Annotated in this window: 20 protein-coding genes and 1 pseudogene; 12 read left to right on the top strand and 9 right to left on the bottom strand. The window is 48.8% G+C overall.

Annotation, left to right across the window (positions count from 1 at the left end; translation table 11 throughout):
• Positions 1-72: 72 nt before the first annotated feature.
• Positions 73-2004, bottom strand: coding sequence for a threonine--tRNA ligase (locus A4G20_04460; GenBank protein QIW15634.1), 1932 nt, complete (start codon positions 2002-2004; stop codon positions 73-75).
• 252 nt (positions 2005-2256) lie between these two features.
• Here A4G20_04460 and A4G20_04465 point away from each other — a divergent pair, with 252 nt between their 5' ends.
• A complete protein-coding gene (locus tag A4G20_04465; GenBank protein ID QIW15635.1) occupies positions 2257-3498 on the top strand; it encodes a DNA (cytosine-5-)-methyltransferase in 1242 nt (413 codons plus the stop codon).
• Positions 3488-4468 carry a restriction endonuclease gene (locus tag A4G20_04470; GenBank protein ID QIW15636.1) on the top strand — a complete coding sequence of 327 codons (981 nt, stop codon included), beginning with the start codon at positions 3488-3490 and terminating at the stop codon, positions 4466-4468. The genes A4G20_04465 and A4G20_04470 overlap by 11 nt, the downstream gene beginning before the upstream one ends.
• Positions 4469-4521: 53 nt before the next feature.
• Here A4G20_04470 and metG read toward each other — a convergent pair whose 3' ends face one another.
• Entirely contained in the window at positions 4522-6582 is a 2061-nt protein-coding gene (gene metG, locus A4G20_04475) for a methionine--tRNA ligase (GenBank protein QIW16851.1), read from the bottom strand.
• Between the two features lie 152 nt (positions 6583-6734).
• Here metG and A4G20_04480 point away from each other — a divergent pair, with 152 nt between their 5' ends.
• The 10 genes and pseudogenes from A4G20_04480 to A4G20_04525 all read left to right on the top strand — a co-directional run bounded on the left by A4G20_04480 (position 6735) and on the right by A4G20_04525 (position 19604).
• Positions 6735-8183, top strand: coding sequence for a tRNA 4-thiouridine(8) synthase ThiI (locus tag A4G20_04480; GenBank protein QIW15637.1), 1449 nt, complete (start codon positions 6735-6737; stop codon positions 8181-8183).
• Between the two features lie 147 nt (positions 8184-8330).
• Positions 8331-9695 carry a UDP-N-acetylglucosamine diphosphorylase/glucosamine-1-phosphate N-acetyltransferase gene (locus A4G20_04485; protein QIW15638.1) on the top strand — a complete coding sequence of 455 codons (1365 nt, stop codon included), beginning with the start codon at positions 8331-8333 and terminating at the stop codon, positions 9693-9695.
• A 105-nt stretch (positions 9696-9800) separates the two neighbouring features.
• Positions 9801-13345, top strand: a pseudogene (locus A4G20_04490) (exodeoxyribonuclease V subunit beta).
• 303 nt (positions 13346-13648) lie between these two features.
• On the top strand, positions 13649-15199 hold the full coding sequence (locus A4G20_04495) for an anthranilate synthase component I (GenBank protein QIW15639.1): 1551 nt from the start codon (positions 13649-13651) through the stop codon (positions 15197-15199).
• A gap of 9 nt (positions 15200-15208) precedes the next feature.
• On the top strand, positions 15209-15820 hold the full coding sequence (locus tag A4G20_04500) for an anthranilate synthase component II (GenBank protein QIW15640.1): 612 nt from the start codon (positions 15209-15211) through the stop codon (positions 15818-15820).
• Between the two features lie 107 nt (positions 15821-15927).
• Positions 15928-16932: an anthranilate phosphoribosyltransferase gene (locus A4G20_04505; GenBank protein ID QIW15641.1), complete on the top strand. Its 1005-nt coding sequence runs from the start codon at positions 15928-15930 to the stop codon at positions 16930-16932.
• A 55-nt stretch (positions 16933-16987) separates the two neighbouring features.
• The gene (locus A4G20_04510) at positions 16988-17242 is read left to right on the top strand and encodes a plasmid stabilization protein (protein ID QIW15642.1); all 255 of its coding nucleotides are present in this window, start codon (positions 16988-16990) and stop codon (positions 17240-17242) included.
• The gene (locus tag A4G20_04515; GenBank protein QIW15643.1) at positions 17239-17529 is read left to right on the top strand and encodes an addiction module toxin RelE; all 291 of its coding nucleotides are present in this window, start codon (positions 17239-17241) and stop codon (positions 17527-17529) included. Before A4G20_04510 ends, A4G20_04515 begins: the two co-directional genes overlap by 4 nt.
• A gap of 11 nt (positions 17530-17540) precedes the next feature.
• Positions 17541-18149: a glutathione S-transferase gene (locus tag A4G20_04520; protein ID QIW15644.1), complete on the top strand. Its 609-nt coding sequence runs from the start codon at positions 17541-17543 to the stop codon at positions 18147-18149.
• Between the two features lie 39 nt (positions 18150-18188).
• Positions 18189-19604 carry a bifunctional indole-3-glycerol phosphate synthase/phosphoribosylanthranilate isomerase gene (locus tag A4G20_04525; protein QIW15645.1) on the top strand — a complete coding sequence of 472 codons (1416 nt, stop codon included), beginning with the start codon at positions 18189-18191 and terminating at the stop codon, positions 19602-19604.
• 52 nt (positions 19605-19656) lie between these two features.
• Here A4G20_04525 and A4G20_04530 read toward each other — a convergent pair whose 3' ends face one another.
• From A4G20_04530 to A4G20_04560, 7 genes are all read right to left on the bottom strand, one after another.
• A complete protein-coding gene (locus A4G20_04530) occupies positions 19657-20319 on the bottom strand; it encodes an NAD(P)H-dependent oxidoreductase (protein QIW15646.1) in 663 nt (220 codons plus the stop codon).
• A 25-nt stretch (positions 20320-20344) separates the two neighbouring features.
• A complete protein-coding gene (locus A4G20_04535) occupies positions 20345-21649 on the bottom strand; it encodes a glutamyl-tRNA reductase (protein QIW15647.1) in 1305 nt (434 codons plus the stop codon).
• Between the two features lie 84 nt (positions 21650-21733).
• A complete protein-coding gene (locus tag A4G20_04540; GenBank protein QIW15648.1) occupies positions 21734-22177 on the bottom strand; it encodes a hypothetical protein in 444 nt (147 codons plus the stop codon).
• A 123-nt stretch (positions 22178-22300) separates the two neighbouring features.
• Positions 22301-23221, bottom strand: coding sequence for a paraslipin (locus A4G20_04545; protein QIW15649.1), 921 nt, complete (start codon positions 23219-23221; stop codon positions 22301-22303).
• A 104-nt stretch (positions 23222-23325) separates the two neighbouring features.
• Positions 23326-24117 (bottom strand): deoxyribonuclease, encoded by a 792-nt coding sequence (locus A4G20_04550; GenBank protein ID QIW15650.1) that lies wholly within the window; start codon positions 24115-24117, stop codon positions 23326-23328.
• A gap of 30 nt (positions 24118-24147) precedes the next feature.
• Positions 24148-24726, bottom strand: a complete 579-nt coding sequence (locus A4G20_04555) for a crossover junction endodeoxyribonuclease RuvC (GenBank protein ID QIW15651.1) — start codon at positions 24724-24726, stop codon at positions 24148-24150.
• Positions 24726-26204: a signal recognition particle-docking protein FtsY gene (locus tag A4G20_04560; GenBank protein QIW15652.1), complete on the bottom strand. Its 1479-nt coding sequence runs from the start codon at positions 26202-26204 to the stop codon at positions 24726-24728. Before A4G20_04560 ends, A4G20_04555 begins: the two co-directional genes overlap by 1 nt.
• Between the last annotated feature and the right edge of the window lie 57 nt (positions 26205-26261).

Genomic DNA, 26261 nt, shown 5'->3' on the forward strand with positions numbered 1-26261 from the left:
AGAAAGGAAAGGCGGATTTGAGATAGGAAAAAACCTACCAAGCGGTAGGTTTTTCTTCATTTCTTGCAAATTTTACTCTTCGCCCAGTAGCTTCAACTCACGGCTGCGTACTTGGTTTTTGAGGATTTCGGCAAATTCAGCCACGGTGTATGTGCCTAAATCTGCCCCACGGCGGGTACGCACCGATACCTTGCCTTCGGCGATTTCCTTGTCGCCACAAACCAGCATATAAGGCACACGGCGGAGGGTGTGTTCACGCACCTTGAAGCCAACTTTTTCGTTGCGGAGGTCTGATTTCACACGCAAACCAGCGTCTGAAAGCTGTTTAACCACCTCTTGAACGTAATCGGCTTGGCTGTCGGTAATGTTCATCACCACTGCCTGCACTGGGGCTAACCAGGCTGGGAAAAAGCCAGCGTATTCTTCGGTGATAATGCCGATGAAGCGTTCGATAGAACCCAAAATAGCACGGTGGATCATCACAGGTGTGCGGCGGCCGTTGTCTTCTGCCACATAAGAAGCGTCTAAACGCTCTGGCAGGAAGAAGTCCAACTGCACCGTGCCACACTGCCAGGCACGATCTAGGCAGTCGTAGAGGGTGAACTCAATTTTCGGGCCGTAGAAGGCGCCTTCGCCCTCTTGGATTTCAAATTCCAAGCCATTGGCCTTAAGGGCGGCGGCCAAGTCAGCTTCAGCCTGATCCCACATTTCATCTGAGCCAATGCGTTTTTCAGGGCGAGTAGAAAGTTTAACCACAATGTTGCTAAAGCCAAAGGTGCTGTAGATGTCGTAAACCATCTTGATACAAGAGGTCACTTCAGCTTCCACCTGATCTGGCGTACAGAAAATGTGGGCATCGTCTTGGGTAAAGCCCCGCACCCGCATAATGCCGTGCAGGGAGCCAGACGGCTCATTACGGTGGCAAGAACCAAATTCAGCCATACGCAGCGGCAGATCACGGTAGGATTTAAGCCCTTGGTTGAAGATCTGAACATGGCCTGGGCAGTTCATTGGCTTGATGGCATATTCACGGTTTTCTGATTGGGTAGTGAACATCATAGCGCCATAGTTTTGCCAGTGGCCGGTTTTCTCCCACAAGACACGGTCCATCATAAATGGGCCTTTGACCTCTTGATAATCGTATTCCTTGAGTTTGGTCCGCACAAAGGTTTCTAGCTCACGGAAGATGGTCCAGCCATCATTGTGCCAGAAAACCATACCTGGCGCTTCTTCCTGCATATGGAAGAGATCAAGTGCTTTACCAATTTTGCGGTGGTCACGCTTGGCTGCTTCTTCTAAGCGGTGGAGGTAGTCGGCTAATTGTTTTTTATCAGCCCAGGCTGTGCCGTAAATCCGTTGCAACATCTTGTTCTTGCTGTCGCCCCGCCAGTAGGCCCCTGCCACTTTTTGCAGTTTGAAGTGGTGGCAGAAGCGCATATTTGGCACGTGTGGGCCCCGGCACATATCGATATATTCTTCATGATGATAGAGGGCTGGTGTGGCGGTGCGTTCGATATTTTCATCTAAAATCGCCATTTTATAAGGCTCGCCACGCTTCTCAAAGGTATCACGGGCTTCCTGCCAGCTCACAGGTTTTTTCACGACATCGTAATTGGTCTTGGCCAGCTCCAACATCCGTTTTTCCAGGGCATCTAAGTCTTCTTGGGTCAGCGAACGATCCAAATCCACATCATAGTAGAAGCCATTGTCGATGGTCGGGCCAATGGCCATTTTGACATCTGGGAAGAGCTGCTTGATGGCATGGCCCAACAAATGGGCAGTCGAGTGGCGGATAATTTCCAGGCCGTCTTCGTCCTTGGCCGTAATGATTTCAAGGCTGGCATCTTCAGAAATGATGTCGCAGGCATCACGGCGGACACCGTTTACACGACCGGCAATAGTGGCCTTGGCCAAGCCTGCCCCAATGTTTTGGGCAACTTCGAGAACAGAAACAGGATGGTCGAATTGACGTTGTGAACCGTCAGGTAAAGTAATAATTGGCATAAAAGATCCTTACAGTGGTCGCCCCAACAATGGGCGGACTTGTGATTGGGTTAATTATCTTAAAGAAAAAACCGCCTGCAAGCGGTTGATTTTCTAAACATTTTTGCAAATTTCGCTTACTTTCACCCCAACAATGGGTGCATGAGAAGCAGGTGAATTTTAGCATAGAATTGGAGGGGAGCAAAATGTAGAATATAGTATTTTTATACAGTATAATAGGGAGCTTAGATTGTTACATATTTACTTTAATAGATGATGCATACAGATTTAACACATATAGCCAACAATAATTATGAATTTTCTTTTTTTGATGAAGACTGGCGGATGAAGCCTTTCTCTTCACCTAATGCTCATATACGCTTAGCAACCGTTTTTAGTGGTATAGGAGCTATTGAACAAGCAATGAAGCGTCTAAATCTTAATCACTCCATTGTTTTTGCTGGTGATATTGATCCTCATGTTAAAAAAAGTTATTTAGCCAATTATGCTTTATCAGAAGAACGATGGCACTCAGATATTACAACTTTTGATGCAAGCCCTTATTTAGGAAAAGTTGATATCTTAGTTGGAGGAAGTCCTTGTCAAGCCTTTTCAATGGTTGGTAAGAGATATGGTTTAGAAGATACAAGAGGGACATTATTTTATGATTTTGCTCGAGTTGTTAATGAAACCCAGCCTAAAGTATTCATATATGAAAATGTAAAGGGATTGCTTAATCATGACAATGGAAATACTTGGAATGTTGTAAAAGAAGTATTTGAAAGTTTAGGGTATGATCTCTATTTTCAAGTATTAAATAGTAAAAATTATGGTATTCCACAACATCGGGAACGTATTTTTGTAGTAGGATTTAGAAATTCGCCTTATAATGGATTTATATTTCCAAATGAGATTCCTTTAGAACATACCATGCAGGATTTTCTAGAGGATTATATAGACAGTAAATATTTTCTAAAAGAAAAAGGTATCAAGTTTGTTACAAGTTCAAAAAATAGACAAAAACGTTATACTCAGATAAATGGTGATGTTATGCTGTGTCAAAAAGCAAATCAACAGTTTAATTGGCATGGCGATTTTGTATTTGAGCTAGCAACCAATGATCATAGTTTTGATGAGTTCATATTTAATGTAAATGATGTGGAAGAAAAATATTATTTATCTACAAAGGTTAAAGATTATGTTTTAGCTGGTGGAACAAAAAATTTTAAAACTAGTAAAGAAACTGACCTATCTGTAGCAAGACCACTTTTACAAACTATGCATAAAATGCATAGAGCAGGAGTAGATAATTATGTAACTCATAATAAAGGTCGAATTAGAAAACTCACTCCTAGAGAGTGTTTAAGATTAATGGGCTTTCGAGATGATTTTCAAATCGTTGTAAGTGATACTCAAACCTATCGTCAAGCAGGAAATAGTATAGTTGTTGATGTGTTAATTGCTTTATTAAAACAAATGGATATTACACAGTATGGAGAAAATTATGTTAATTGAAGGTAAGAAATATATACCTATTGATACTAAAGAAAAAGTTACCATTGCTGATTCTTTTGTTGTTAGAGCCAACAAAATTGGCTCAGGAAATGGGGAGGCAAAATTATATGTAGGTAATGATAACCAAGAGACTCGTAAGTTCTTTGGTGAGGAAGGGTTTTTAAGTAAGTGTTTTTTATTAAAGCAAGACCTCATTAAATACCTTAATGAAACAAAAGAAGAGTATCTTCATCCCGAGCAACCCTATAACAATCCTCATAAGCTTCCTAGTTTATGGCTAGAGCGTATGGAAAAAATAAAATCATTACCCGAAGTTATTTGGTTTTATATTCAAGAACAAAAACAAATATTTGGTTCTAGAGTATATGTTAAATATGAAGATGCTAGGTCAAGAATAGGATATGAGCTAATTAGAGAGCTTTCATTACCCAATATAACATATATTTCCATGGTGAAGCTAATTGATGAAAGAAAGGTTAATTATGTTTTCTATGTTAGGCTATTCGCTGATTATTTTGGTAATGTGGTTCATCCGTCTATTATTGAACAGGAAGAAAATAGCATTCTTAGTGAAGAAAACACTCCTGAAAGAAAAGAAAAGTTAAGAGCAAGACAAGGACAAGGTGAATATAGGAGAAAATTGTTAGAACAATGTCCATTCTGCCCAATAACTTCTATCTCAGATGATCGTTTATTAATTGCCAGCCATATAAAACCTTGGGCTAAATCAAATGATTTTGAAAAAACTGACCCGTATAATGGGTTCATGTTTACTCCAACAATAGATCATTTATTCGATCGAGGATTTATTACATTTACAGATAATAAAGAGATGCTTTTATCTCCATTTTTATCTAAAATGACCTATTCAAAATTAGGATTAAGTGATCATAAAAAATATCCATTACTGAATATTGATGGTAGAGAACACTATTTAGAATATCATAGGCGAGAAATTTGGAAAGGATAGATTATACCTCCTTCTTAAGGAAGGAGGTGCTTTCTTTATGCATAAGCTCAGGCTTATTTCACCTGCATACCCGGCCGAATCCCCTCATCGCCTGAAAGCAGGAAGAGATCCGAACCGCCTGTGCCAGCTGAGAGGATCATACCTTCTGATAAGCCAAACTTCATTTTGCGAGGTGCGAGGTTGGCCACCATAATCACAAAACGGCCATTGAGTTCTTCTGGCTTAGAATAGGCAGCCTTAATACCCGAAAATACTTGGCGTTGATGATCGCCTAAATCAAGCTGGAACTTGAGCAGCTTGTTGGACTCTGGCACGGCTTCACAACTAATGACCTTGGCCACCCGCAGGTCGAGTTTGGCAAAATCATCAATAGTGATTTCAGGGGCGATTGGCTCAATGCTTTCATCACAAGCGGTTGCTTTTTCCGCTTTTTCTGCAACCTGACCAGAGCGGGCCTGCATCAGGGCAAATTCGGCCTTGGTTTCCTCAATCACGGCATTGATCTGCTTCATATCCAAACGCTGGAAGAGCGGTTTGAATGGGGCGATTTGATGGCCAAGGAGCGGCTGGCCGATATTGGCCCAGGTCAGTTCAGTCTGTAAGAAGGCCTCAATTCTGGCCACCAATTCTGGCATAACTGGCTTGATAAAGGCGGCCAGCACTCGGAAGAGGTTGAGGGACTGGGAGCAAACTGCCCGCAATTCTTCATCACGAGTTGGATCCTTGGCAATCACCCAAGGGGCCTTGTCGTCCACATACTTATTGGCCTTGTCAGCCAAGGCAGTGATTTCACGAATGGCCTTGCTGTACTCACGGCTTTCATAATAGGCGGCGATCTGCTCCGATTGGGCAACAAATTCAGCGAAAAGGGCCTCATCGTCGAGTTTTTCGGCCATCACGCCATCAAAACGCTTGGTTAAGAAGCCTGCTGAGCGGGAGGCGATATTCACGAACTTATTGACCACATCGCTGTTAAGGCGTTGGACGAAGTCGTCTAGGTTGAGGTCTAAATCTTCAATCCGGTTGTTGAGCTTGGCTGCGTAGTAGAAACGCAGGCATTCAGGATCTAAGTGGCGTAAATAGGTGCTGGCCTGGATAAAGGTGCCACGAGACTTGGACATCTTGGCCCCGTCCACGGTGACATAGCCGTGGGCAAAGACGTTGGTTGGCTTGCGGTGGCCAGCTCCCTCTAACATGGCTGGCCAGAAGAGGCTGTGGAAGTAAACAATGTCCTTGCCGATAAAGTGGTAGAGTTCGGCATCGCTGTCCTTTTTCCAGAAGTCCTCAAAGTTGAGGCCAGTGCGGTCGCAGAGGTTTTTGAAGGAGGCCATATAGCCGATTGGGGCATCTAACCAAACGTAGAAGAACTTGTTGTCGGCATCTGGGATTTCAAAGCCAAAATAAGGGGCATCACGGCTGATATCCCACATCTGCAAGCCGCTTTCAAACCATTCCTGCATCTTGTTGGCGATTTCAGGTTGAAGCGTGCCTGAACGGGTCCAATCCTTGAGCATGCTTTCAAAGGCCGGCAAGTCAAAGAAGAAGTGCTCTGATTCCTTGACCACAGGCGTTGCACCCGACACGGCTGAACGTGGGTTGATCAGATCCATTGGGCTATAAGTGGAGGCACAGACTTCACAGTTGTCGCCATACTGATCTTCCGCCTTACATTTTGGGCAGGTGCCTTTCACAAAGCGGTCTGGCAGGAACATATTTTTTTCAGGGTCGAAGAGCTGGGCAATCACCTTGCTCTTGATAAAACCATTAGCCCGCAGTTTCTTGTAGATTTCTGCTGTTAACTCACGGTTTTCTTCACTGTGGGTGGAGTGGTAGTTATCAAAGCTAATGTTAAAGCCGGCGAAATCCCGCACATGATCGGCCTTGGCCTTTTCGATCAGCTCTTCAGGGCTGATACCTAGCTTGTCGGCATTGAGCATAATAGGCGTGCCGTGGGCATCATCGGCACAAACAAAGTGCACCTCGTGGCCCCGCATCCGCTGGAAACGCACCCAAATATCGGCCTGGATATGCTCTAGCATATGGCCCAAGTGAATGGCCCCGTTGGCATAAGGCAGGGCACAGGTAACTAACATTTTTCTTTTGGCTTGTGACATGGTACTTCTCTTGAATAAAAAATTTGGGGCAGATTGTAGCACAAGCGGGGGAAATTTTTGAGGTTTTTGCAAGGCCATTTGATACATGTTCTTTCGAGAATTGGGGCCTTTATGCTAAAATCCAGCCATTTCAGTCTATAAAAGCCTAATTTATGAAATTTATTGTCAAACTCTTCCCTGAAATTATGATTAAAAGCGATTCAGTGCGTAAACGCTTTATCAAAATTCTGACCTCTAACATCCGCAATGTCCTGACCCGGGAAACCGAGGAAGTGGCTGTGATTCGTCACTGGGACTTCATCGAGGTACGGGCAAAAAATCCCAGTCTTGCCCCGCTTGTACTAGAACTCCTGCAACGTACGCCCGGCATTCACCATATTTTAGAGGTGGAAGAAACGCCTTTCACCGATATGCACGATATTTTTGAGCAGACCCTCAAGGCCGTGCGGGAAGAGCTGGAGGGCAAGACCTTCTGCGTGCGGGTCAAACGCAAGGGCAAGCACGATTTCCGCTCTTTAGATCTGGAACGCTATGTGGGCGGTGGCCTTAATCAGCATATCGAAACGGCCAGCGTGAAACTGACCAAGCCAAATGTGACGGTGCGGATTGATATTGATAACGACAAAATGCTCCTCATCAAGGCCCGCCACGAGGGCTTGGGCGGCTATCCAATCGGCACCCAGGAAGATGTGCTGTCCCTGATTTCAGGCGGCTTCGATTCGGGCGTGTCCAGCTATATGCTGATTCGCCGTGGCTCACGGGTGCATTATTGCTTCTTCAATCTAGGCGGAGCCGCCCACGAAATTGGCGTCAAGCAGATGGCCTACCATATCTGGAGCCGTTACAGCACCTCCCACAAGGTTCGCTTTGTGGCCATCAATTTTGAAGGCGTGGTGGGCGAGATCTTGGAAAAGGTGGACAACGGCCAGATGGGCGTGGTGTTAAAAAGAATGATGGTGCGGGCGGCCAGTCAAGTGGCGGAACGCTTTAACATTCAGGCCATCGTCACTGGCGAGGCCTTGGGCCAGGTGTCCAGCCAAACCCTAACCAACCTCCGCTTAATTGACAAGGCGGCCGATACCCTGGTTTTACGCCCGCTGATTACCCACGATAAGGAGCAGATTATCTCTATGGCCAAGGAGATTGGCACAGACGATATTGCCAAGTCTATGCCTGAATTCTGTGGGGTGATTTCTAAAAATCCAACCGTTAAGGCAGTGGAAAGCCGTATTATTGAGGAAGAGGGCCACTTTGATTTTGCCGTGCTGGAAGAGGCGGTAGCTAATGCCCAGTATTTGGACATTCGGGATATTGCCGAGCAGACCGAACGAGAGGTGGTCTCGGTTGAAACCACTTCTGAATTTTCAGCCACAGATGTGGTCTTGGATATTCGTAGTCCTGAAGAAACGGATGATCATCCGCTGGTGCTGGAGGGAGTGGAAGTCCAGCAAATGCCTTTCTATAAGCTCTCAGGCCAGTTTGGCAGCCTTGACCAGAGTAAGACCTACTTGCTCTATTGCCAACGAGGTGTGATGAGTAAGTTGCAGGCTCTTTATTTGAAAGAGAATGGGTTTAGTAACGTAAAAGTATTTAGAGTTTAACTTTCGCTCCCCCCGTTTACGGGGGGAGCTGCCCGAAGGGCTGAGGGGGATTTCGCATAAATACATATTGCCCCCTCCGCCTTCAGCACCTCCCCCGTAAACGGGGGGAGGGAAAAAGATACAAATTAAAATTCAAAGGAAAAAATCATGACCAAACTAAGCGTCGTTATTCTTGCCGCAGGCAAGGGAACCCGGATGTATTCAGACCTACCAAAGGTCCTCCATCCAATTGCCGGCAAACCTATGGTAAAACACGTTATCGACACGGTTAAGCAATTAGGTGCAGACAATATCCACCTGGTTTACGGCCATGGGGGCGATTTGATGCAGGCTCGCCTTAAGGATGAGCCGATTAACTGGGTGCTACAAACCGAGCAACTTGGCACGGGCCACGCCATGCAGCAGGCCGCTCCCTTCTTTAAGGACGATGAAAATATCCTTATGCTCTACGGCGATGGCCCGCTGATTACGGTGGATACCCTGCAAAAACTGATTGTTGCCAAGCCTGAAAACGGTGTGGCTTTGCTGACGGTGGTGCTGGATAACCCAACGGGTTATGGTCGGATCATTCGTGAAAATGGTTCTGTGGTGGGCATTGTGGAGCAAAAGGATGCGACTGAAGAACAACGTAAGATCCAAGAAATCAACACCGGCGTGATGGTGGCCAGCGGGGCCAGCTTTAACAAGTGGTTAGCCCAATTAGATAACAACAATGCTCAGGGCGAATACTACATTACCGATGTGATCGCCATGGCCAACCGTGATGGCTTTAAGGTAGAGGCCGTTCAGGCCAGCGACCTGATGGAAGTGGAAGGGGCCAACAACCGCCTGCAACTGGCCGCTCTTGAGCGTTACTACCAAAAAACACAGGCCGAAAAATTGCTTTTAGCCGGCGTGACTCTGGTTGATCCTGCCCGTTTCGATCTGCGTGGCACGGTGGAGCATGGCAAGGATGTCTTTATTGATGTCAATGTTATCCTAGAAGGCCAGGTTAAATTAGGCAATCGGGTCAAGATTGGGGCTGGCTCCATCCTCAAGAACTGCGAGATTGGCGATGATGTGGAAATCAAGCCTTATTCTGTGATTGAAGATGCCCAAATTGGCACCAAGGCCGTGATTGGCCCATTCTCCCGCCTGCGTCCAGGCACTAAGCTAGCCGAAGAAAGCCATGTGGGCAACTTTGTGGAAATCAAAAATGCCAGCCTGGGCAAGGGCTCCAAGGCCAACCACTTAACCTATATTGGCGATGCGGAAATTGGCCATACGGTCAATGTGGGAGCAGGGGTCATTACCTGTAACTACGATGGTGCCAATAAGTTTAAGACCATTATCGGTGATAATGTTTTCGTAGGTTCTGACAGCCAATTAGTCGCACCTGTGACCATCGCCAGCGGGGCAACCATTGGGGCCGGGGCGACCGTGACCAAGGATGTGGGCGAAAATGAGCTGGTCATCAGCCGAGTGCCACAACGCCATATTCAGGGCTGGCAGCGTCCAACTAAGAAAAAATAAGTCCCTTCCTTTTGATAGCGCCAGCCTCCAGGCTGGTGCTTGTAATGAATAAGGGCACCAGCCTGGAGGCTGGCGCCATCTTTTTAGCTTATCAATCAAACCACTATGAATACCCTCAACCCCCTCACCCTCCCCCTAAACCAAACCAGCCTGATCGAAGCCTCGGCCGGCACGGGCAAGACCTACACCATGGTGCGGCTCTACCTCCGCCTGCTCTTAGGCATTGGCTGCCAGCCCCTAACAGTGGAGCAAATCCTGGTGGTAACCTTTACCAAGGCGGCCACCCAGGAGCTGCGGGATAGGATTCGGGAGCGGGTGGGCCAGGTGGAAAAACTTTTCCGCCAATGTGAAGAAGCCGGCAACCTTCAGGCCCTAGAGGGGGATAATTTTCTTGAGGGCATTTATCAGGCCTTAGTGGAACAAGACCAGCTACAAGCGGGTCTGCTTCGCCTAAAAATTGCAGAACAGGAAATCGACTTGGCGGCTATTTTCACCATCGACAGCTTCAGCCAAAAAATGCTCTACCAGTTCGCCTTTGAGTCTGGCATTCGTTTTGACCTGGAGCTAACAAGCGATGAAAGTGACCTGCTCACACGCCTTAGTCAGGAGGTTTGGCGGGCGCTCTTTTACCCGATGGATTTGACAGAAACGGCCATCGTGGTGGAAGAACTAGGCTGGCCTGATTATGCCCTAGACCAAGTTCTCCCTTTTCTGGCGGGCGAGCTTCCTGAACTAACCCAAGAACAGGCCTGGATAAGCCAAAACATCAGCCTCTATCTCAACCAGTGCCAGGCCTTTATGCAGGAGGCCAAGGCTCATTGGCAGGCCAATCGGGCAGAAATTGCCAGCCTGATCTGGGCGGAGCTAGACAAAAAATACCCAGCCAAAACAGCCAAATCCCTTAGCCGCCAGTCCTACAAACGCCCGTCTGTGGAAAATTGGTTGAGCCAGTGTGATGAGTGGGCGCAGGGGGCTTCACTTAGCCTGCCAGCCAATTTTGAACGTTTTTGCCAGGCCTTCTTGGCCAGCAAGGCTGAGGAGGGGGCAGAGCCGCTGGGCCATGCTTTATTTGCAAAAAATCAGCAGATTTTAACCGCTTACCAGACCCAATATTCGGGCACCAAGGCCGTCTTGCTCTATCAGTTCCTCTTGGCCCTACGCCAAAAAATCGCCGATTACAAGGCCCGCCACAAGGAACGCAATTTTGACGACATCCTGCAAACCTTCAACCAAGCCCTTAAGGGCAACAAGGGGCAGATCCTAGCCAGCCAGATCCGCAACCTCTACCCCTTTGCTATGATTGACGAGTTTCAGGACACCAACCTGACCCAGTATCAGGTCTTTAGCCAGATTTTTATGGCAGATACGTTGGAAAATCAGGGCTTTATTATGATTGGTGATCCCAAGCAGTCCATCTACCGCTTCCGTGGGGCGGATATTTTTTCCTACCTCACCGCCGCCAAGCAGGTTCAGCTGAAAAGTACCCTCAACCGCAACTTCCGCTCCCACCCCGAGCTGATTGCCTTTACCAATGGCCTTTTTGACTTTGCCAACCAGCCCTTTATTTATGAGGATATTCCCTTTGAGCCGGTGCTGGCCAAGGAACATTACAGCGAGGATCTGGAGGGAGCCAGCCATAGCACCTGCTACCTGCACAACTTCCAAAAGGATCAGGAAATCGCCCAGCTCTGTGCCCACCAGATCCAGCAACAATTTAAGCAGGCTGAGGCGGGGGAGCTGGCCATTTTGCAAGAAAATGGCCAAAAACGCCCGCTTGTAGCTCAGGATGTGGCGGTTTTAGTCCGCACCGGCAAGCAGGCTGACTTGATCAAGCAGGCCCTGGCCCAGCGGGGCATTCAGGCAGTTTTCCTGTCTGAAAAAGAGAGCGTTTATGAAAGCCAAGAAGCCCAAGATCTGCGTTTTGTCCTCAAGGCCTGCCTCAACCCTGAGAACGAACGAGCCTTGCTGGCGGCCATGGGGTCTGGCCTTTGGAGCCGTACCGCCCAAGAAATCTTCCAACTCAAGCAGGATGAAAATCTTTGGGATGCCTGTGTGGAACGCTTTAGCCACTACCAAACCACCTGGCAGAAGCAGGGCATTTTGCCCATGCTGCATCAGATCTTCATGCAGGAGGACATTATTCCTCGCTTACGGGCGCAAGCTCATGCTGACCGCCGCATTACTAATCTTCTCCACTTGGCCGAACTTCTGCAAGAAGCCATGCCGACCCTGGAAAATGAAACGGCCTTGGTGCGTTGGTATGAAGAGCAGGTGGCCAACCCGCAAAGCAGCCAGGAAAGCCAAACCCTGCGGCTGGAAAGCGAGGCCAAGCTGGTTAAGATTATCACCATTCACGGTTCCAAGGGCTTGGAATACCCAGTGGTTTGGCTGCCCTTCTGGAACAGTCAATTCCGAACCTCCAACAAACTTTTCGACTTCTATCGGGATCAACACAACCAAACCCGCTGGGCCTTTCAGGCAGAAGAAGAGGTCAAGCAGGCACTTATCCAAGAGGACTATGCCGAACAGCTCCGCCTGCTCTATGTGGCCCTAACCCGGGCCAAACTCCAGATCAACCTCCTCCTGCCACAAACCTTTGATAACAAGTGGGATCCGATGTGCTATCTTTTGAGCCAGGGCCAAATCGGGCTGGGCGAGGAGGAGATCAAGCGGCTGCCAACGGCCGATTATTTGCAAGCCAAGGGGCTGAATACTCAGATTATTGTCTGTGAAGAAAACTTAGCTCTAGATGATTGGAAGCCTAGCCTGCCTCAAGACCAGCAGCCCCAAGCGGCCATTTTCCAGGGGAGGATCAGACAAACAGGGCGGATCACCAGCTTTACCAGCCTACACGCCTTGTATTCAGCTCAAGAGGAAAGGGCAGGGGGCAGGATCATGATTTGCTCCCGCAAACCCCGCAAGATCAGAGCGAATTGGAAGAAAAGAACAGCATTTTAGGCTTCCCCCACAGCATGAAGGTGGGGACAATCTTGCACGCCTTTTTGGAAAAATGTGACTTTAGCCAGCCGCTTGATGAAGCAGCCGTGGCCGAGGTCTGTCAAAGCCTGGGCTTGGGTGAAACCTGGCTGGCCCCAACCCAGGCCTGGTTTGAACAAGTCTTGGCTACGCCGATGAGTGAGGGGAGCTTCTGCCTAAGCGATATTGGGCCGGCCCAACGCCTTAACGAATGGCAGTTCTACCTCCGCCTGGCCAATCCTAAGGCCTTGCCCCAGCTCAACCAGCTATTAAAAGACAAGAGCCGCCTGGCCAAAAAACTGCCTGATCTGGAACTCTACCAAATGGAGGGCTTTGTGCGGGGCTTTGTGGATTGCATCGCCCAGGTTCAGGGCAAGTTCTATATTTTCGACTATAAGTCCAACTACCTAGGCAGCCTGGCCCAGGACTATTCAGCCGCCAGCCTTGAGCGTGCCATGGGCCAATTCCGCTACGACCTCCAATACCTGCTCTACACTCTAGCCCTGCACCGCTACCTCCAGCAGCGTTTGGGCGAGAGCTACGATTATGAGCGGGATTTCGGCGGCGTGGCCTACCTCTTCCTACGGGGGATGGACGGCCAGCCAGGTGCTGGGGTCTTTTTTGATCGGCCTTCAAGAGAGCTGATTGAGGGGATGGATGGCTTGTTTGGTTAGGGTCTGTTGATAATTCATAAACGAGTGTTAAATTAGCAATTTCTGTTTGTTAATATCGTTAAAAATCTCCCCTAACCCCTCTTTTTCAAAGAGGGGAACTGATCGTAGAAGGTGTTAGATCACGATACTTCGCAAACATTTAATCATTCCCCCCTTTGAAAAAGGGGGGCTAGGGGGGATTTAGCTAACTTTAATTAAATTATCAACAGCCCCTAGAGATCTTGCTGTCTAGTACACAAAAAACTTGAAATCTTTATTTTGCACTAGTATAGTAGTACAAAATAAAATTTCTAAGGAAAGCCTATGTTTTTAGAGACTAGCACCCAACCCCTACCCTATTATGCAGATACCACAGCAGCCTTTTACCATCTCTGTGGCAACCAGCCTCATACCTTATTGCTTGATTCAGCAGAAATCCAGAGTAAAAATAGCCTTAAAAGCCTGCTCTTTGCCAAGTCTGCCCTGCATATTTTTTGTGAAGGCAATCAGGTAACCTTTGAGGCCTTAACCCCTAACGGCAAAGCCGTTTTGCCTGAAATTGAGCAAGCCCTAAACCAGCTCCAGCCTGCGCCCCTTTGCAAATTTTCAGAAGAAACAGGCCGCTTGCAGGCCACTTTTCCAGCCCTGCCTTTTGAGTTAGATGAGGACAGCAAGCTCAAAACCACTACCATTTTTGATGCCCTACGCACCACCAGCCAGCTCTTTGCGGGTGCAGACAAGTCCATTTATTTGGGTGGGCTGTTTAGCTATGACTTGGTTGCCCAATTTATCCCTATGGAAGGCCTTGAGCTCAAAGATGATGGCCTACACTGTCCAGATTATAGCTTCTACCTAGCTGAACAGTTGGTCTTTATCGACCACCAGGCCGAAGAAGCCAGCCTGCATACCTTCTGTTTTGATTCACAAGAAAAAGAAAATTTAACCCAACAAGCGGGGCAATTTTCGCAAAAACTTGCAAATCACCAGCATGAAAGCCTTGAGCTGGCCATTCAAGCAGCCTCAACGGAAGCCAGGGCTGATTTAGAAGATGAGGCCTTTAAGGATATTGTTAAACGCCTCAAACACCATATCAATGTGGGCGATGTCTTCCAAATTGTGCCAAGCCGCCGTTTCAGCCTGCCTTGCCCTAACACACTGGCCAGCTACCGCCAGCTTAAAATCAACAACCCTAGCCCCTATATGTTCTTTATGCAGGGGGAAAATTTCACTCTCTTTGGGGCTTCGCCTGAAAGTGCGCTCAAGTATTCTGAACATAACCGCCAGCTGGAGATCTATCCCATTGCTGGATCTCGCCCACGTGGTTTTGACGAGGCCGGCAATATCGACCCTGAATTAGATTCTCGCTTGGAGCTGGAATTACGTTTAGATCAAAAAGAGCTGGCCGAGCATTTAATGTTGGTGGATCTGGCCCGTAATGATGTGGCTCGGGTTTGCGTGTCAGGCTCTCGCAAGGTCGCTGATCTGATGCAGATCGACCGTTATTCCCACATTATGCACTTAGTTTCTCGGGTGATTGGCACGCTTCGCCCTGACTTGGATGCCCTCCACGCTTATCAGGCCTGTATGAATATGGGCACGCTGACCGGTGCCCCAAAAATCAAGGCCATGCAGCTCATTTATCAATTCGAACAACAAAAACGCCACAGCTACGGCGGGGCAGTGGGCTATTTGACTTCGGACGGCAATTTAGACACCTGTATCGTGATTCGATCGGCCTTTGTGCAAGATGGCCAGGCTTATGTGCAGGCAGGTTGCGGCGAGGTACTGGATTCCGATCCACAATTAGAAGCTGACGAAACCCGCCACAAGGCCCGAGCGGTTTTGAAGGCTATTGCACAAGTAAACGGACAGTAAGGGGGATTTATGGCTAATATTTTGTTTGTAGATAACTTCGACTCATTCACCTATAACCTAGTCGATCAATTCCGTGAGCTGGGTCACTCGGTTACCGTTTTTCGCAACGACTACCCCCTACAAGCCTTTTTAGACAAGGCACTTTCCACCGAAAATTGCATTGTTGCCCTCTCTCCAGGGCCGGGCAATCCAGAAGAGGCGGGCAATTTATTGCCCATTATTCGCTACCTTAAAGACAAAGTGCCTATGATCGGCATCTGCCTTGGCCACCAGGCCATTATTCAAGCCTTGGGCGGCGATGTGGTGCACACGGGGCAGGTTTTGCACGGTAAGGTCTCCAAAATCGATCACGACAACCAGGCTATGTTTGTAGGGCTAAACAACCCTATGCCTGTGGCCCGTTACCACTCTCTTATGGGCGAAAATCTGCCTGAAGAACTTGAGGTAAATGCCCGTTTTGGGGAAATTGTGATGGCCATCCGCCACAAAAGCCTGCCTATTTGTGGCTTCCAATTCCACCCTGAATCCATCTTAACCGTGGAAGGCACTAAGCTCTTGAAGCAGAGTGTGGAGTGGTTGTTGGCTTTTTCCGACAGCGACTCCGTCGCAATCGGTTACTGATAAGTCAGGGGCTTTGCCCCTGTTTAGGCAGAGGGGCAAAGCCCCTCATCTATTCGTAACCATGTATGGCTTGCCGTGCATGGATTGAAATAAGATAAGGAAATACTATGCAACTCGACCATCTCTTAGAAAAACTCTTTACCCATCAAACCCTTAGCCAGGCTGAAAGCCATTTCCTCTTTGAACAGGTTATGCAGGGCCAGCTTTCCAATGAACAATTGGTTGGTGCGCTCATCGCCCTAAAAGTCCGTGGCGAAAGCATTGAGGAAATCACTGGGGCTGTTACTGCAACCCTAGCCAACGCCCAACCCTTCCCCCGCCCGGATTATGCCTTTGCTGATATCGTGGGCACAGGGGGGGATGGCCAGAACACCATCAATATTTCCACCGCCAGCAGCATTGTGGCTGCCACCCTAGGGCTTAAGGTGGCCAAGCACGGCAGTCGTAGCGTATCTAGCAAGACTGGAGCCAGTGATGTTTTATCCCAACTTGGGATTACAGTTGGGATGTCGGCTGAGACTGCCCGCCAGGCTCTGGATGAAATCGGCCTGTGCTTCCTCTTTGCCCCTCATTATCACACTGGCTTTAAGCACGCCGTCCCCGTCCGTCAGGCCCTTAAAACCCGTACGCTCTTTAATATTCTAGGCCCATTGGTCAATCCTGCCCGCCCTAAACATCAGTTACTGGGTGTCTATTCGCCAGAGCTGATTAAGGTTTATGCCCAAACGGTGCAGAGCCTAGATCACCAACACACTATCGTGGTACACGGTTCAGGCCTAGACGAAGTGGCTGTGCATGGCGAGACCCAGGTGGCAGAAATTGAGAATGGTGAGATCACTTATTTTACGCTTACGCCTGAAGATTTCGGCATTGAACGCCACCCAATCGAAGCCTTACGAGGCGGTGAGCCTGCCGAAAATGCCCAGAAAATCACGGCTCTCCTGCAAGGCAGGGGAGAAGCTGCCCATATTGATGCGGTGGCAGTCAATACGGCCATGTTGATGCGTTTATTCGGTGAAAGAGATTTGAAGGCCAATGTGGCCAAGGTCAAGGCCCTGCTTGTCACCGATCAGGCCTATCAAACCTTGCAGAAGTTGGCCCAGTATAAATAGATTGACAAAAGCGGTTTAAAGCGCGATAAATAGGTCTCTTAAAAGAGGAAAATCTATGCCAAGTCTTGTTTTAACCAACACGGTTGCCAGTATTACTGAACTCAAAACCAACCCCATGGCCACAGTTAATGCGGCCGCAGGCCAGGCTATCGCCATCTTAAACCGCAATGAACCTGCCTTTTACTGCGTTCCGCCAGCCATTTATGAATACCTGATGGAACTTGCTGATGATGCCGAGCTGGCTAGGATTGTAGAAGAGCGGCAAGGCGAGGAAAGCTATCCTATCGATCTAGCGGACTTGCTCAAATGACCTATGCCATTGAATTTATCCCTTCAGCAGAAAAAGAGTTTCGCAAGCTCGATCTCAGTTTAAGAAAGCAATTTGTCGAAAAACTGAAAGAACGGGCCCAAGCCCCTCGAGTACCCAGTGCCAAACTGCATGGTATGAAAGATTGCTATAAAATTAAATTACGCAATGCGGGCTATCGTTTGGTCTATCAAGTAATTGAGGAGCGTATTGTTGTGAAGGTAATTTCTGTTGGCAAAAGAGAAGGTAATGCGGTTTATACCAAAGCTCAATCACGTTTAATATCTTAATAAGGACTGCCATGCAACTCTACATCAACCCACCCAAATCCTCTTGGTCGCTGCGGGTCTGGGCCTTATGCCGCCAGCTTAATATCCCGATTGAAACCAAAATCGTGCGTTATTTAGCCGACAAAGACGCCCAACGCCAGCAATTTTTGGTCTTTTCGCCCACGGCTAAAATCCCTGTTTTACACCATGAGGGCAGAACAATTTGGGACAGCCTGGCCATTGTGGAGTATTTGGCTGAGGATTTCCCTGCCATCTGGCCCCAGGACAAAACCGCTCGGGCCTGGGCACGCTCCGCCTGTGCTGAAATGCACGCAGGCTTTGCCCTTTTGCGGGAAATTTGCGATTTTAAACCGCTTGAACGCATTCAACTGACCGAAATTTCCCCTGAACTTAAAAAAGAACTGGCCCGCCTAGATCAGCTTTGGCAGGAGGGCTTAAGCCGTTTTGGCGGCCCGTTTTTGGCAGGCAATGATTTTACGGCGGCCGATGCCTTTTTCCTGCCTGTGGCCGGCCGCATAGAAACCTATGGCCTAGAGGCCCATTTCAGCCCTCAATCCCTTGCCTACCAGCAAACCTTACTTGCCTTGCCTGCCTATCAAGCCTGGCTCAAATTGGGCTAACAAGCGGGTCAAACATCACATATTTTTACAAGGAATAGCATGAACAGCCAACCAACCATCCTGCAAAAAATCGTCCAAGATAAGGCCCTCTGGGTTGCCGCCAAGCAGGCGGACTTTCCCTTAGAGAGCTTTATTGATGAGCTTAAACCCAGCGACCGTGATTTTTATGGCCAGCTTGCCCAGGGTTCTCACCAAGTCCCAGCCTATATTTTGGAGTGCAAAAAAGCCTCGCCTTCTAAGGGCTTGATTCGGGCGGATTTCGATTTGGACGGCATTGCCCAAACCTATAAAAACTATGCCTCGGCCATTTCGGTTTTGACCGATGAACAATATTTCCAGGGCGATTTTCGCTATATCAACCAAGTCCGCCAGCAGGTTACCCAGCCCATCTTGTGCAAGGATTTTATGATCTCGGCCTATCAGGTATATTTAGCTCGCTACCACCAGGCCGATGCCATTTTGCTTATGCTGTCGGTGGTGAGTGATGAAACCTACCGTGAATTGAGCCAACTGGCCCACAGCCTAGGCATGGGGGTGCTGACCGAAACCAGCACCGAGGCTGAATTTGAGCGAGCCTTGGCCTTGGGGGCGAAGGTGATTGGGGTCAATAATCGCAACCTGCATGATCTCTCCATTGACCTAGGCCGAACCGCCCGCTTGGTGCAGGAATACGCCAGCCAAATTCCACCAGAGGTGCGTTTAATCAGCGAATCTGGCATCCATTCCCATAAACAGGTGCAGGCTATCAAGCCCTTTGCTCACGGCTTTTTGATTGGCAGTAGCCTTATGGGCAGTGCCGATCTCAACTCTGCTGTGCGATCCATCATTTTCGGGGAGAATAAGGTCTGTGGACTGACTCGCCCGCAGGATGTGCAGGCGGCCTATGCCAACGGGGCCTTGTATGGCGGCTTGATTTTCGCTGAAAACTCCCCCCGCCAGCTCTCCCTCCGCCAAGCCCAAGAGCTGGTGGTGCAAGCTCCCCTACGTTATGTGGGAGTCTTCCAAAACCAAGCGGTCGAGTTTATCGAAAAAATGGCAAAACAGTTGGAGCTTTACGCCGTGCAGCTGCATGGCTCGGAAGATGAGCCTTTTATCGCTGAATTGGCTGAAAAACTGCCCAAGACCCAAATTTGGCAGGCTATTTCAGTAAGCACAAACGATTTGCAAATTTCTGCCCCAAATAACCCGCTTGTCAGCCGTTATGTCTTAGACAGTCGCACAGCCCAGCAACAGGGCGGCACAGGCCAGGCCTTTGATTGGTCACTTATTCCTGCTGAACTCAAGGATAAGGCCCTGCTTGCAGGCGGCATTAGCCTGGAAAATATCGATCAGGCCTTGGAGCAAGGCTGCCTGGGCGTGGATCTGAATTCGGGGGTGGAAAGTGGTAAGGGCGTTAAGGATGAGCAAAAGCTAAGAGAGATTTTTAAGAAAATAATCGCTTTTCCTTTATCATAAGTAGGAGGGCATAAAAACCGCCACTTAATTCGCTTAAGTGGCGTTTTGCTTTTTATTTCACCCAAGTGACCATTTCACTTAAAGGTCTGCGGCTCTTCCTGGCAATTTCTTTAGAGCGATAACCAAAGGTCACTGCCACAGACACGCCATACTCTTCAGGGTTAAACAAGCCTTCTTGGGCCAGTACCTCATTCATTTGGGCATAGTTAAAGCCTTCAATCGGGCAGGAGTCAATGCCTACTGCCGCTGCACCTGTTAGCATATTGGCCAAGGCAATGTAGGTTTGCTTGCAGGCCCAGTCAAAGAGAGCTTGTTGGCTATGGGCGATAGGTAGATCATTAACCTGGAAGTTCTCGTATTTTTCCAAGGCCTTTTGAATTTGTTCCTCATTTAACCCCTTACGCTTGGCAACCTCTAGCATAAATGGGGTGTCAAAACGGGCATTTTTCTTGGCTAGAATAACCACTAGGTGGCTGCAATCGTCAATTTGGGTGGCCATGCCCCAGCTAAAGGGTTTTAATTTGTCCCGCAGGGCCTGGTTTTGGATAACTAAAAACTGCCAAGGTTCAGACCCCACCGAACTTGGCGACAGGCGGCCTAGTTCTAAAATATAGTTAAAATCCTCATCGCTGATTTTCTTGCTTGGGTCGTAGTAGCGGGTGGAGCAGCGTTGGCTGAAAACAGCCAACATTTGTTCTTTGGTGATTTGGGACATGTGCTTTTCCTTATAAATCAAATAGTTAAGATTCTAATTTCAGGGCCTGTGAAAAACTTTGTAGGCCCTTTACATTGCCGTCTTTGGCCATGGCTTGCAGGGCCTGGGTGGGGCTGTGCAGCAGGTTATTGGTTAGTTTATAGCTGAGTTCATTCAGCACTTTTTCAGGCTCTTGGCCCTGTTGCAGGGCTTGCAGGGCCTTTTCCAAGAGGCCTTGGCGGCTGTCTTCGGCAGCCTGGCGGAAGCGTTTAATCAGGTCGCTGGATTGCTGCTGCTTGAGCCATTCAAAAAAAGCCTTGCATTCTTCTTCCACAATTTTAGCTGCTTCTTCTGCCGCCTGTTCCCGTTGGGCCAGGTTGCGTTGAATGATGTTTTGAAGGTCGTCCACACTGTAGGCATAAACGCCGTCTAGCTGGCCGGCTTGCTCGTCAATATCCCTTGGTACAGCGATGTCGATGAGGAGCAGTGGGTCAAAATGGCGTTGCTTTTGGGCCGTTTCCACCATTTCCTTGCTGATTAAGAGATCGGGGCTGCCGGTGGAGCTGATAACCACATCGGCCTGATTTAAGCCCACCTGCAAGGCACTCAAGGACAAAATCTGCATCGGGGCAACTTTTTCGGCCAGCATTTCAGCCCGCACCTGGGTGCGGTTGGCAATCATAATATTGGTGGCCCCGTGTTGAACCAGGTAGCGGGCCACCAGCTCAATGGTTTCACCCGCCCCGACCAGCAAGAAGCGGAGCTTGCCAAAGTTATCAAAAATCTGCCGGGCCAGGCCACAGGCCGCATAGGCCACGGACACAGCACTGCTGCCGATGTCGGTTTCCGACCGCACCCGTTTAGCGGTGGCAAAGGTTTTTTGGAAGAGGCGGGAGAGCTTGCTGGTAATTTGCAAACCATGGGCTTGGTGGAAGGCCTCGCTGTATTGGTAGGCCTGTTTGACCTGGCCTAAAATTTGCGGCTCGCCCAAGATGAGAGAGTCCAAGCCACAGGCTACCTTCATCAAGTGGCGGGCGGTGTCCATATTTTGCTTGAAGTAGAGGCATTCCCGCAGCTCTTGGCGGTCTAGGCCATGGATTTCGGCAAACCAGTTAAAGCACTGTTCACGCCAGGCCTGATTGGCGGGGCTGTCTTCCTGAGGGGGGATTTCCGAATGGTGGAAATAGAGTTCGGTGCGGTTGCAGGTGGATAAAATAACGGCACTTTCGGCAAGGTTTTGGGCGCGAATCTGCTCAAAGGCCAGCTCACGCTTGCTATCGACAAAGGCCACCTTTTCACGCAAGGCCACCGAAGCCGTTTTGTGATTGATGCCAAGTGCTAAAATCGTCATTTTTCCCCACGAAAACCCAAAATAAAAAGAGGGTTATTGTAATCAATCGGCCTGATTGGTGCAAATAATTGTGTTGATAGGCGGTTAAGCGAGCTTCTTGACCAAGAGAGTTATCCCATCCACCCTTTCCACCTCAACCACATCGCCTAGGGCAAAAGAACCGCCAGCCACCCGCCAAGTGGTGTCGCCAAACTTGCCTCGGGCTGTGCCGTTTTCTAGGATTTCCACAATGGTGCCCTTGGCGCCGATGAGGGCGCGTTCACGTTGGTTGAGCGGCTCGGTTTGGTCTGCTTGGAGGTCTTTCTTGTGTTGAATTTTCCACCAAACCAGGCTGAAGGCGATGGCCAAGAGGGCAAAAATAATGGCTTGGGAGCCCAGTGCCAGTTCAGGCATCAGGTAACTTAAGCCCGCCACTACCAAGGCGGCCAGCCCCCACCACATAATAAATACACCAGGAATGATGGCTTCTAAAATTAAGAGAACAAAGCCTGCACATAGCCAGGCTGTCCAAGCGGAAAACCAGTTCATTTATTTCTCCTTTCTTTGGGGCAATGAAGTTCGGCTTATGGTTCGACAGGCTCACCAACCACCTCACTTTCTTTCATCATTACCCCATAAATTTGCAAATTTTTCTTGAAATTCAACCGCTTGTTAGGCCTTCTTATCGCCCTTAAGCAATTCAGCAATACCAGCCACCGAGCCGATCAAATTACCGGCCTCAAGCGGCATAAGTACCACTTTGCTGTTGTCGGCAGAACCAATTTCCCGAATGGCCTCGGTGTATTTTTGGGCGATAAAGTAGTTGATGGCCTTGGTATCGCCTGAGGCAATGGCTTCAGACACCATTTGGGTGGCCTTAGCTTCGGCTTCAGCCGCACGTTCCCGGGCTTCAGCCTGCAAGAAGGCTTCCTGCCGTTCCCCTTCCGCCTTGAGAATACGGGCCTGTTTTTCCCCTTCGGCTCGGAGGATTTCGGCCTGACGGATACCCTCGGCTTCAAGAATATCAGCCCGCTTATTCCGTTCGGCCTTCATTTGGGCGTTCATGGAATCGATCAGCTCCTTTGGCGGGCGGACATCACGAATTTCGATCCGAGTGACTTTTACGCCCCATGGGTTGGTGGCTTCATCAACAATGGTCAGCAGGCGGCTATTGATTAAGTCCCGCTGGGAGAGCATATCGTCCAAGTCCATAGAACCTAGCACAGTCCGCATATTGGTCATGGTCAGGTTGATAATAGCCTGATCCAAATAAGTCACCTCATAGGCCGCCCGGCGGGCATCAATAACCTGCACAAAGCAAACTGCATCAATGGAGACGCTGGCGTTGTCCTTGGAAATCACCTCTTGTTCAGGAATATCCAAAACCTGCTCCATCATATTGATTTTACGGCCAATTCTGTCAATAAAAGGAACAACAATATTTAAACCTGGTGTTAAGGTCTTGGTATAACGGCCGAAGCGTTCCACCGTCCAGTGGTAGCCCTGGGGTACGGTTTTGATGGTGGAAATTAAGACAACCAGGGCCAAAATCACAAAGAAAATAGCGGGGGCGAAATCGAAGATTTCAAACATAGGCGGCTCCTTGAAGTTGGGGTGGAACAAATAAAGACTACTTGAAAGATAGGCCTAATGGCTTGAAATTTCAAGGGAAAATAAGGCTTTTTGTTAAATTTTTCCTAAGCTGGCCAAAAAATCTGGCTATTGGCCCAAATTTGTTCTGCGATCTGGTCTGAGCTTTCGCTTCGCAATTCACACAAGGCCTGAAAGCTAACCGCCAAGCGTTCTGGCCGGTTCATTTGGCCTTGGAAGCCAAAGACAGGCATGTCAGGTGCATCCGTTTCCAAGAGCAGGCAGTCCAGCGGAAGTTTACTGATGGTTTGGCGGGTTTTGTTGGCTCTAGCATAGGTAATGGTACCGCCCACGCCGATTTTGTAACCCAAATCGACAAAACGTTTGGCCTGATCATAACTGCCTGCAAAGCCGTGTACCACGCCAGTTTGGGGAAGACTAGCCCGTTTGAGGAAGGCATAAAGCTGTTCGTGGCTCTTGCGGCTGTGCAAATTAACTGGCAAGTTAAAGCGTTTGGCCAGGGCCAGTTGGGCTTCTAAAAAGTCGCACTGTTTTTGCCAGAGCGCTGGCGTGATAACCGCCTCCACTGCCCGCTCTAGGCCGATTTCGGCGATTGCTGTGCAGTGAGGATCCTTCTCTGCTAAACGCCTTTCCAGCAATTCAAGATCGGCTAGTTTGTGCCTTTCAATATAAAGCGGATGCAGGCCCAGGCCATAGACAATATATTCAGGTTCTGCCCGGCTACAAGCGGTCACTTTATCGAAATTTTCTGCAAAAACGGCCACCACCAACATCCGCTCGACACGAGCAGCCTGAGCATTGTTAATGAGGCGAGAAAGGCTTTCACCTGTGTCTTGGGCTAAGAAATCAAGATGGGTGTGGGTGTCGAAAAAGGGCATAATTTTCCTAATTTGATGGAGCCATCACTTTTACCCTTTCAACCTAAACCGCCCCCGGCTATAGCGGGTTTTCATCAGGGCTAAAATCTGCTCCCGTTCACTGCTGACAGCCTGGCTACTCTGCTTAGCAACCGTCAGGGAATGTTGAATAGAATGGGCGTGGGTGATAGCGATGGCCAGGGCATCGGCGGCATCGGCCTGGGGCTTGTCGGACAGTTGCAAAATGCGGGTTACCATATCCTGCACCTGCACCTTGTCCGCTGAGCCAATGCCCGTTACGGTTTGTTTGACCAAGCGGGCGGCATATTCAAACACGGGTAAGTCCTGATTGACCGCAGCCACAATGGCTGTGCCACGGGCCTGGCCCAGCTTGAGGGCGGAGTCGGCATTTTTGGCCATAAAGACCTGCTCAATGGCGAACATATCTGGCTGAAACTGGGTAATGATTTCGCTCACGCCAGCATAGATCTTTTTAAGCCGGCTAGGTAAGTCCTCCACCTGGGTACGGATGGCCCCGCTGCCCAGGTATTCCAAGTGCCGGCCCGTCTGACGGATAACCCCGTAGCCTGTGACCCGGGAGCCAGGGTCTATGCCTAAGATAATGGGCATTAGGCTTCCTCGTGGCTAAAGAGGGCTTCGATAAATTCGTCCGCATTGAATTCCCGTAGGTCGTCAATTTTTTCGCCCACGCCGATGTAGCGGATTGGCAGCTTGAACTGGTCAGCAATGGCGAAAATCACTCCGCCCTTGGCTGTGCCGTCCAGTTTGGTCAGGGTAATGCCGGTCAGCCCCACTGCCTCATTAAAGAGCTTGGCCTGGCTAATGGCGTTTTGGCCGGTGCCTGCGTCTAGGGTCAGCATAATTTCATGCGGGGCGGTTTCATCGTATTTTTTCATGACCCGTACGATTTTCTTGAGCTCGTCCATCAGGTTATTCTTGTTCTGCAAACGGCCGGCGGTGTCGGCAATGAGAACATCAATCCCCTTAGCAGAGGCTGATTGCATGGCATCGAAAATAACCGAGGCCGAATCTGCCCCTGTTGATTGGGCCACCACAGGAATATTATTGCGTTCGCCCCAAACCTGTAACTGCTCCACCGCCGCTGCCCGGAAGGTATCGCCAGCGGCCAACATAACCGATTTGCCCTCAGCCTGGAACTTGCGGGCTAATTTGCCGATGGTGGTAGTCTTACCCACACCGTTTACGCCCACCATCAAGATCACATAAGGTTTCTTGTCTTCCAAAACCAGGGGCCGGGCCACGGGTTTGATCACCTCGCCCAGTTCAACCTTTAATTGTTGGTAGAGCAGGTCGGCGTCCCGTAACTGTTGTTTGCTGGCATGCTGGGTCAGGTTGTTGATGATTTTGGTGGTGGTTGGCATGCCCAAATCAGCCACTAGGAGCTGTTCCTCTAGCTCTTCAAAGAGCTCATCATCGATCTTCTTGCCTCGGAAGAAGTTGCGGAAGCCTGAGCCGATATTCTGTTTAGTTTTAATTAGCCCCTTGATTAAACGGCTGAAAAATCCCCCTTCACTAGGTTTTTCTTGGTAGTCGTCTGAAGTGCTTTCAAGTTCTTCTTCAGGTTCATTTGTAGGCTGGATATCCTTGCCCACCACTGGCTCAAGCTCCTCCACAAGATCAGATGAAGTATCTGAATGGTGGGCAGGGCTCTCACTTGCAAGATCTTCGGTGTTTTCAACCGCTTGTTCAGGCTCCTCTTCAAAAACCTGGCTGATTTCTTGGATTTTTTCTTCTACAAATTCTTGAATAGCTTCCGCCTTTTCTTCAACAAAATCAGCAGGCACTTCTAATTTTTGCTCGACCAAGGCTTGGACGGCTTCTGCTTTTTCCTCAATGGCTTCTTCAAGGGCCTGGGCTTCTTGCTCAAGAGCGGCTTCAACCTCTTCAATTTTTTCTTCTGCCTCTTGGGCAAACTCTTCAACTTTTTCTTTTAGATCTTGAGCAGGTTGCGTATTTTCTTGAATACCTGCTTCATTTTCTTGTACTTCAGGCTGGGCTTGGGCCTCTTCCTCTTTCTTGCCAAAACCAAGCCAAGACCAAAACCCTTTTTTCTTTTTCTCTGACATAATTTGCTCTCTTAATCATGAATAACGTAAAATGCCCGCTAGTTTACCATTGAATAG

This window comes from Pasteurellaceae bacterium RH1A (assembly GCA_012221805.1).
GTDB lineage: Bacteria > Pseudomonadota > Gammaproteobacteria > Enterobacterales > Pasteurellaceae > RH1A.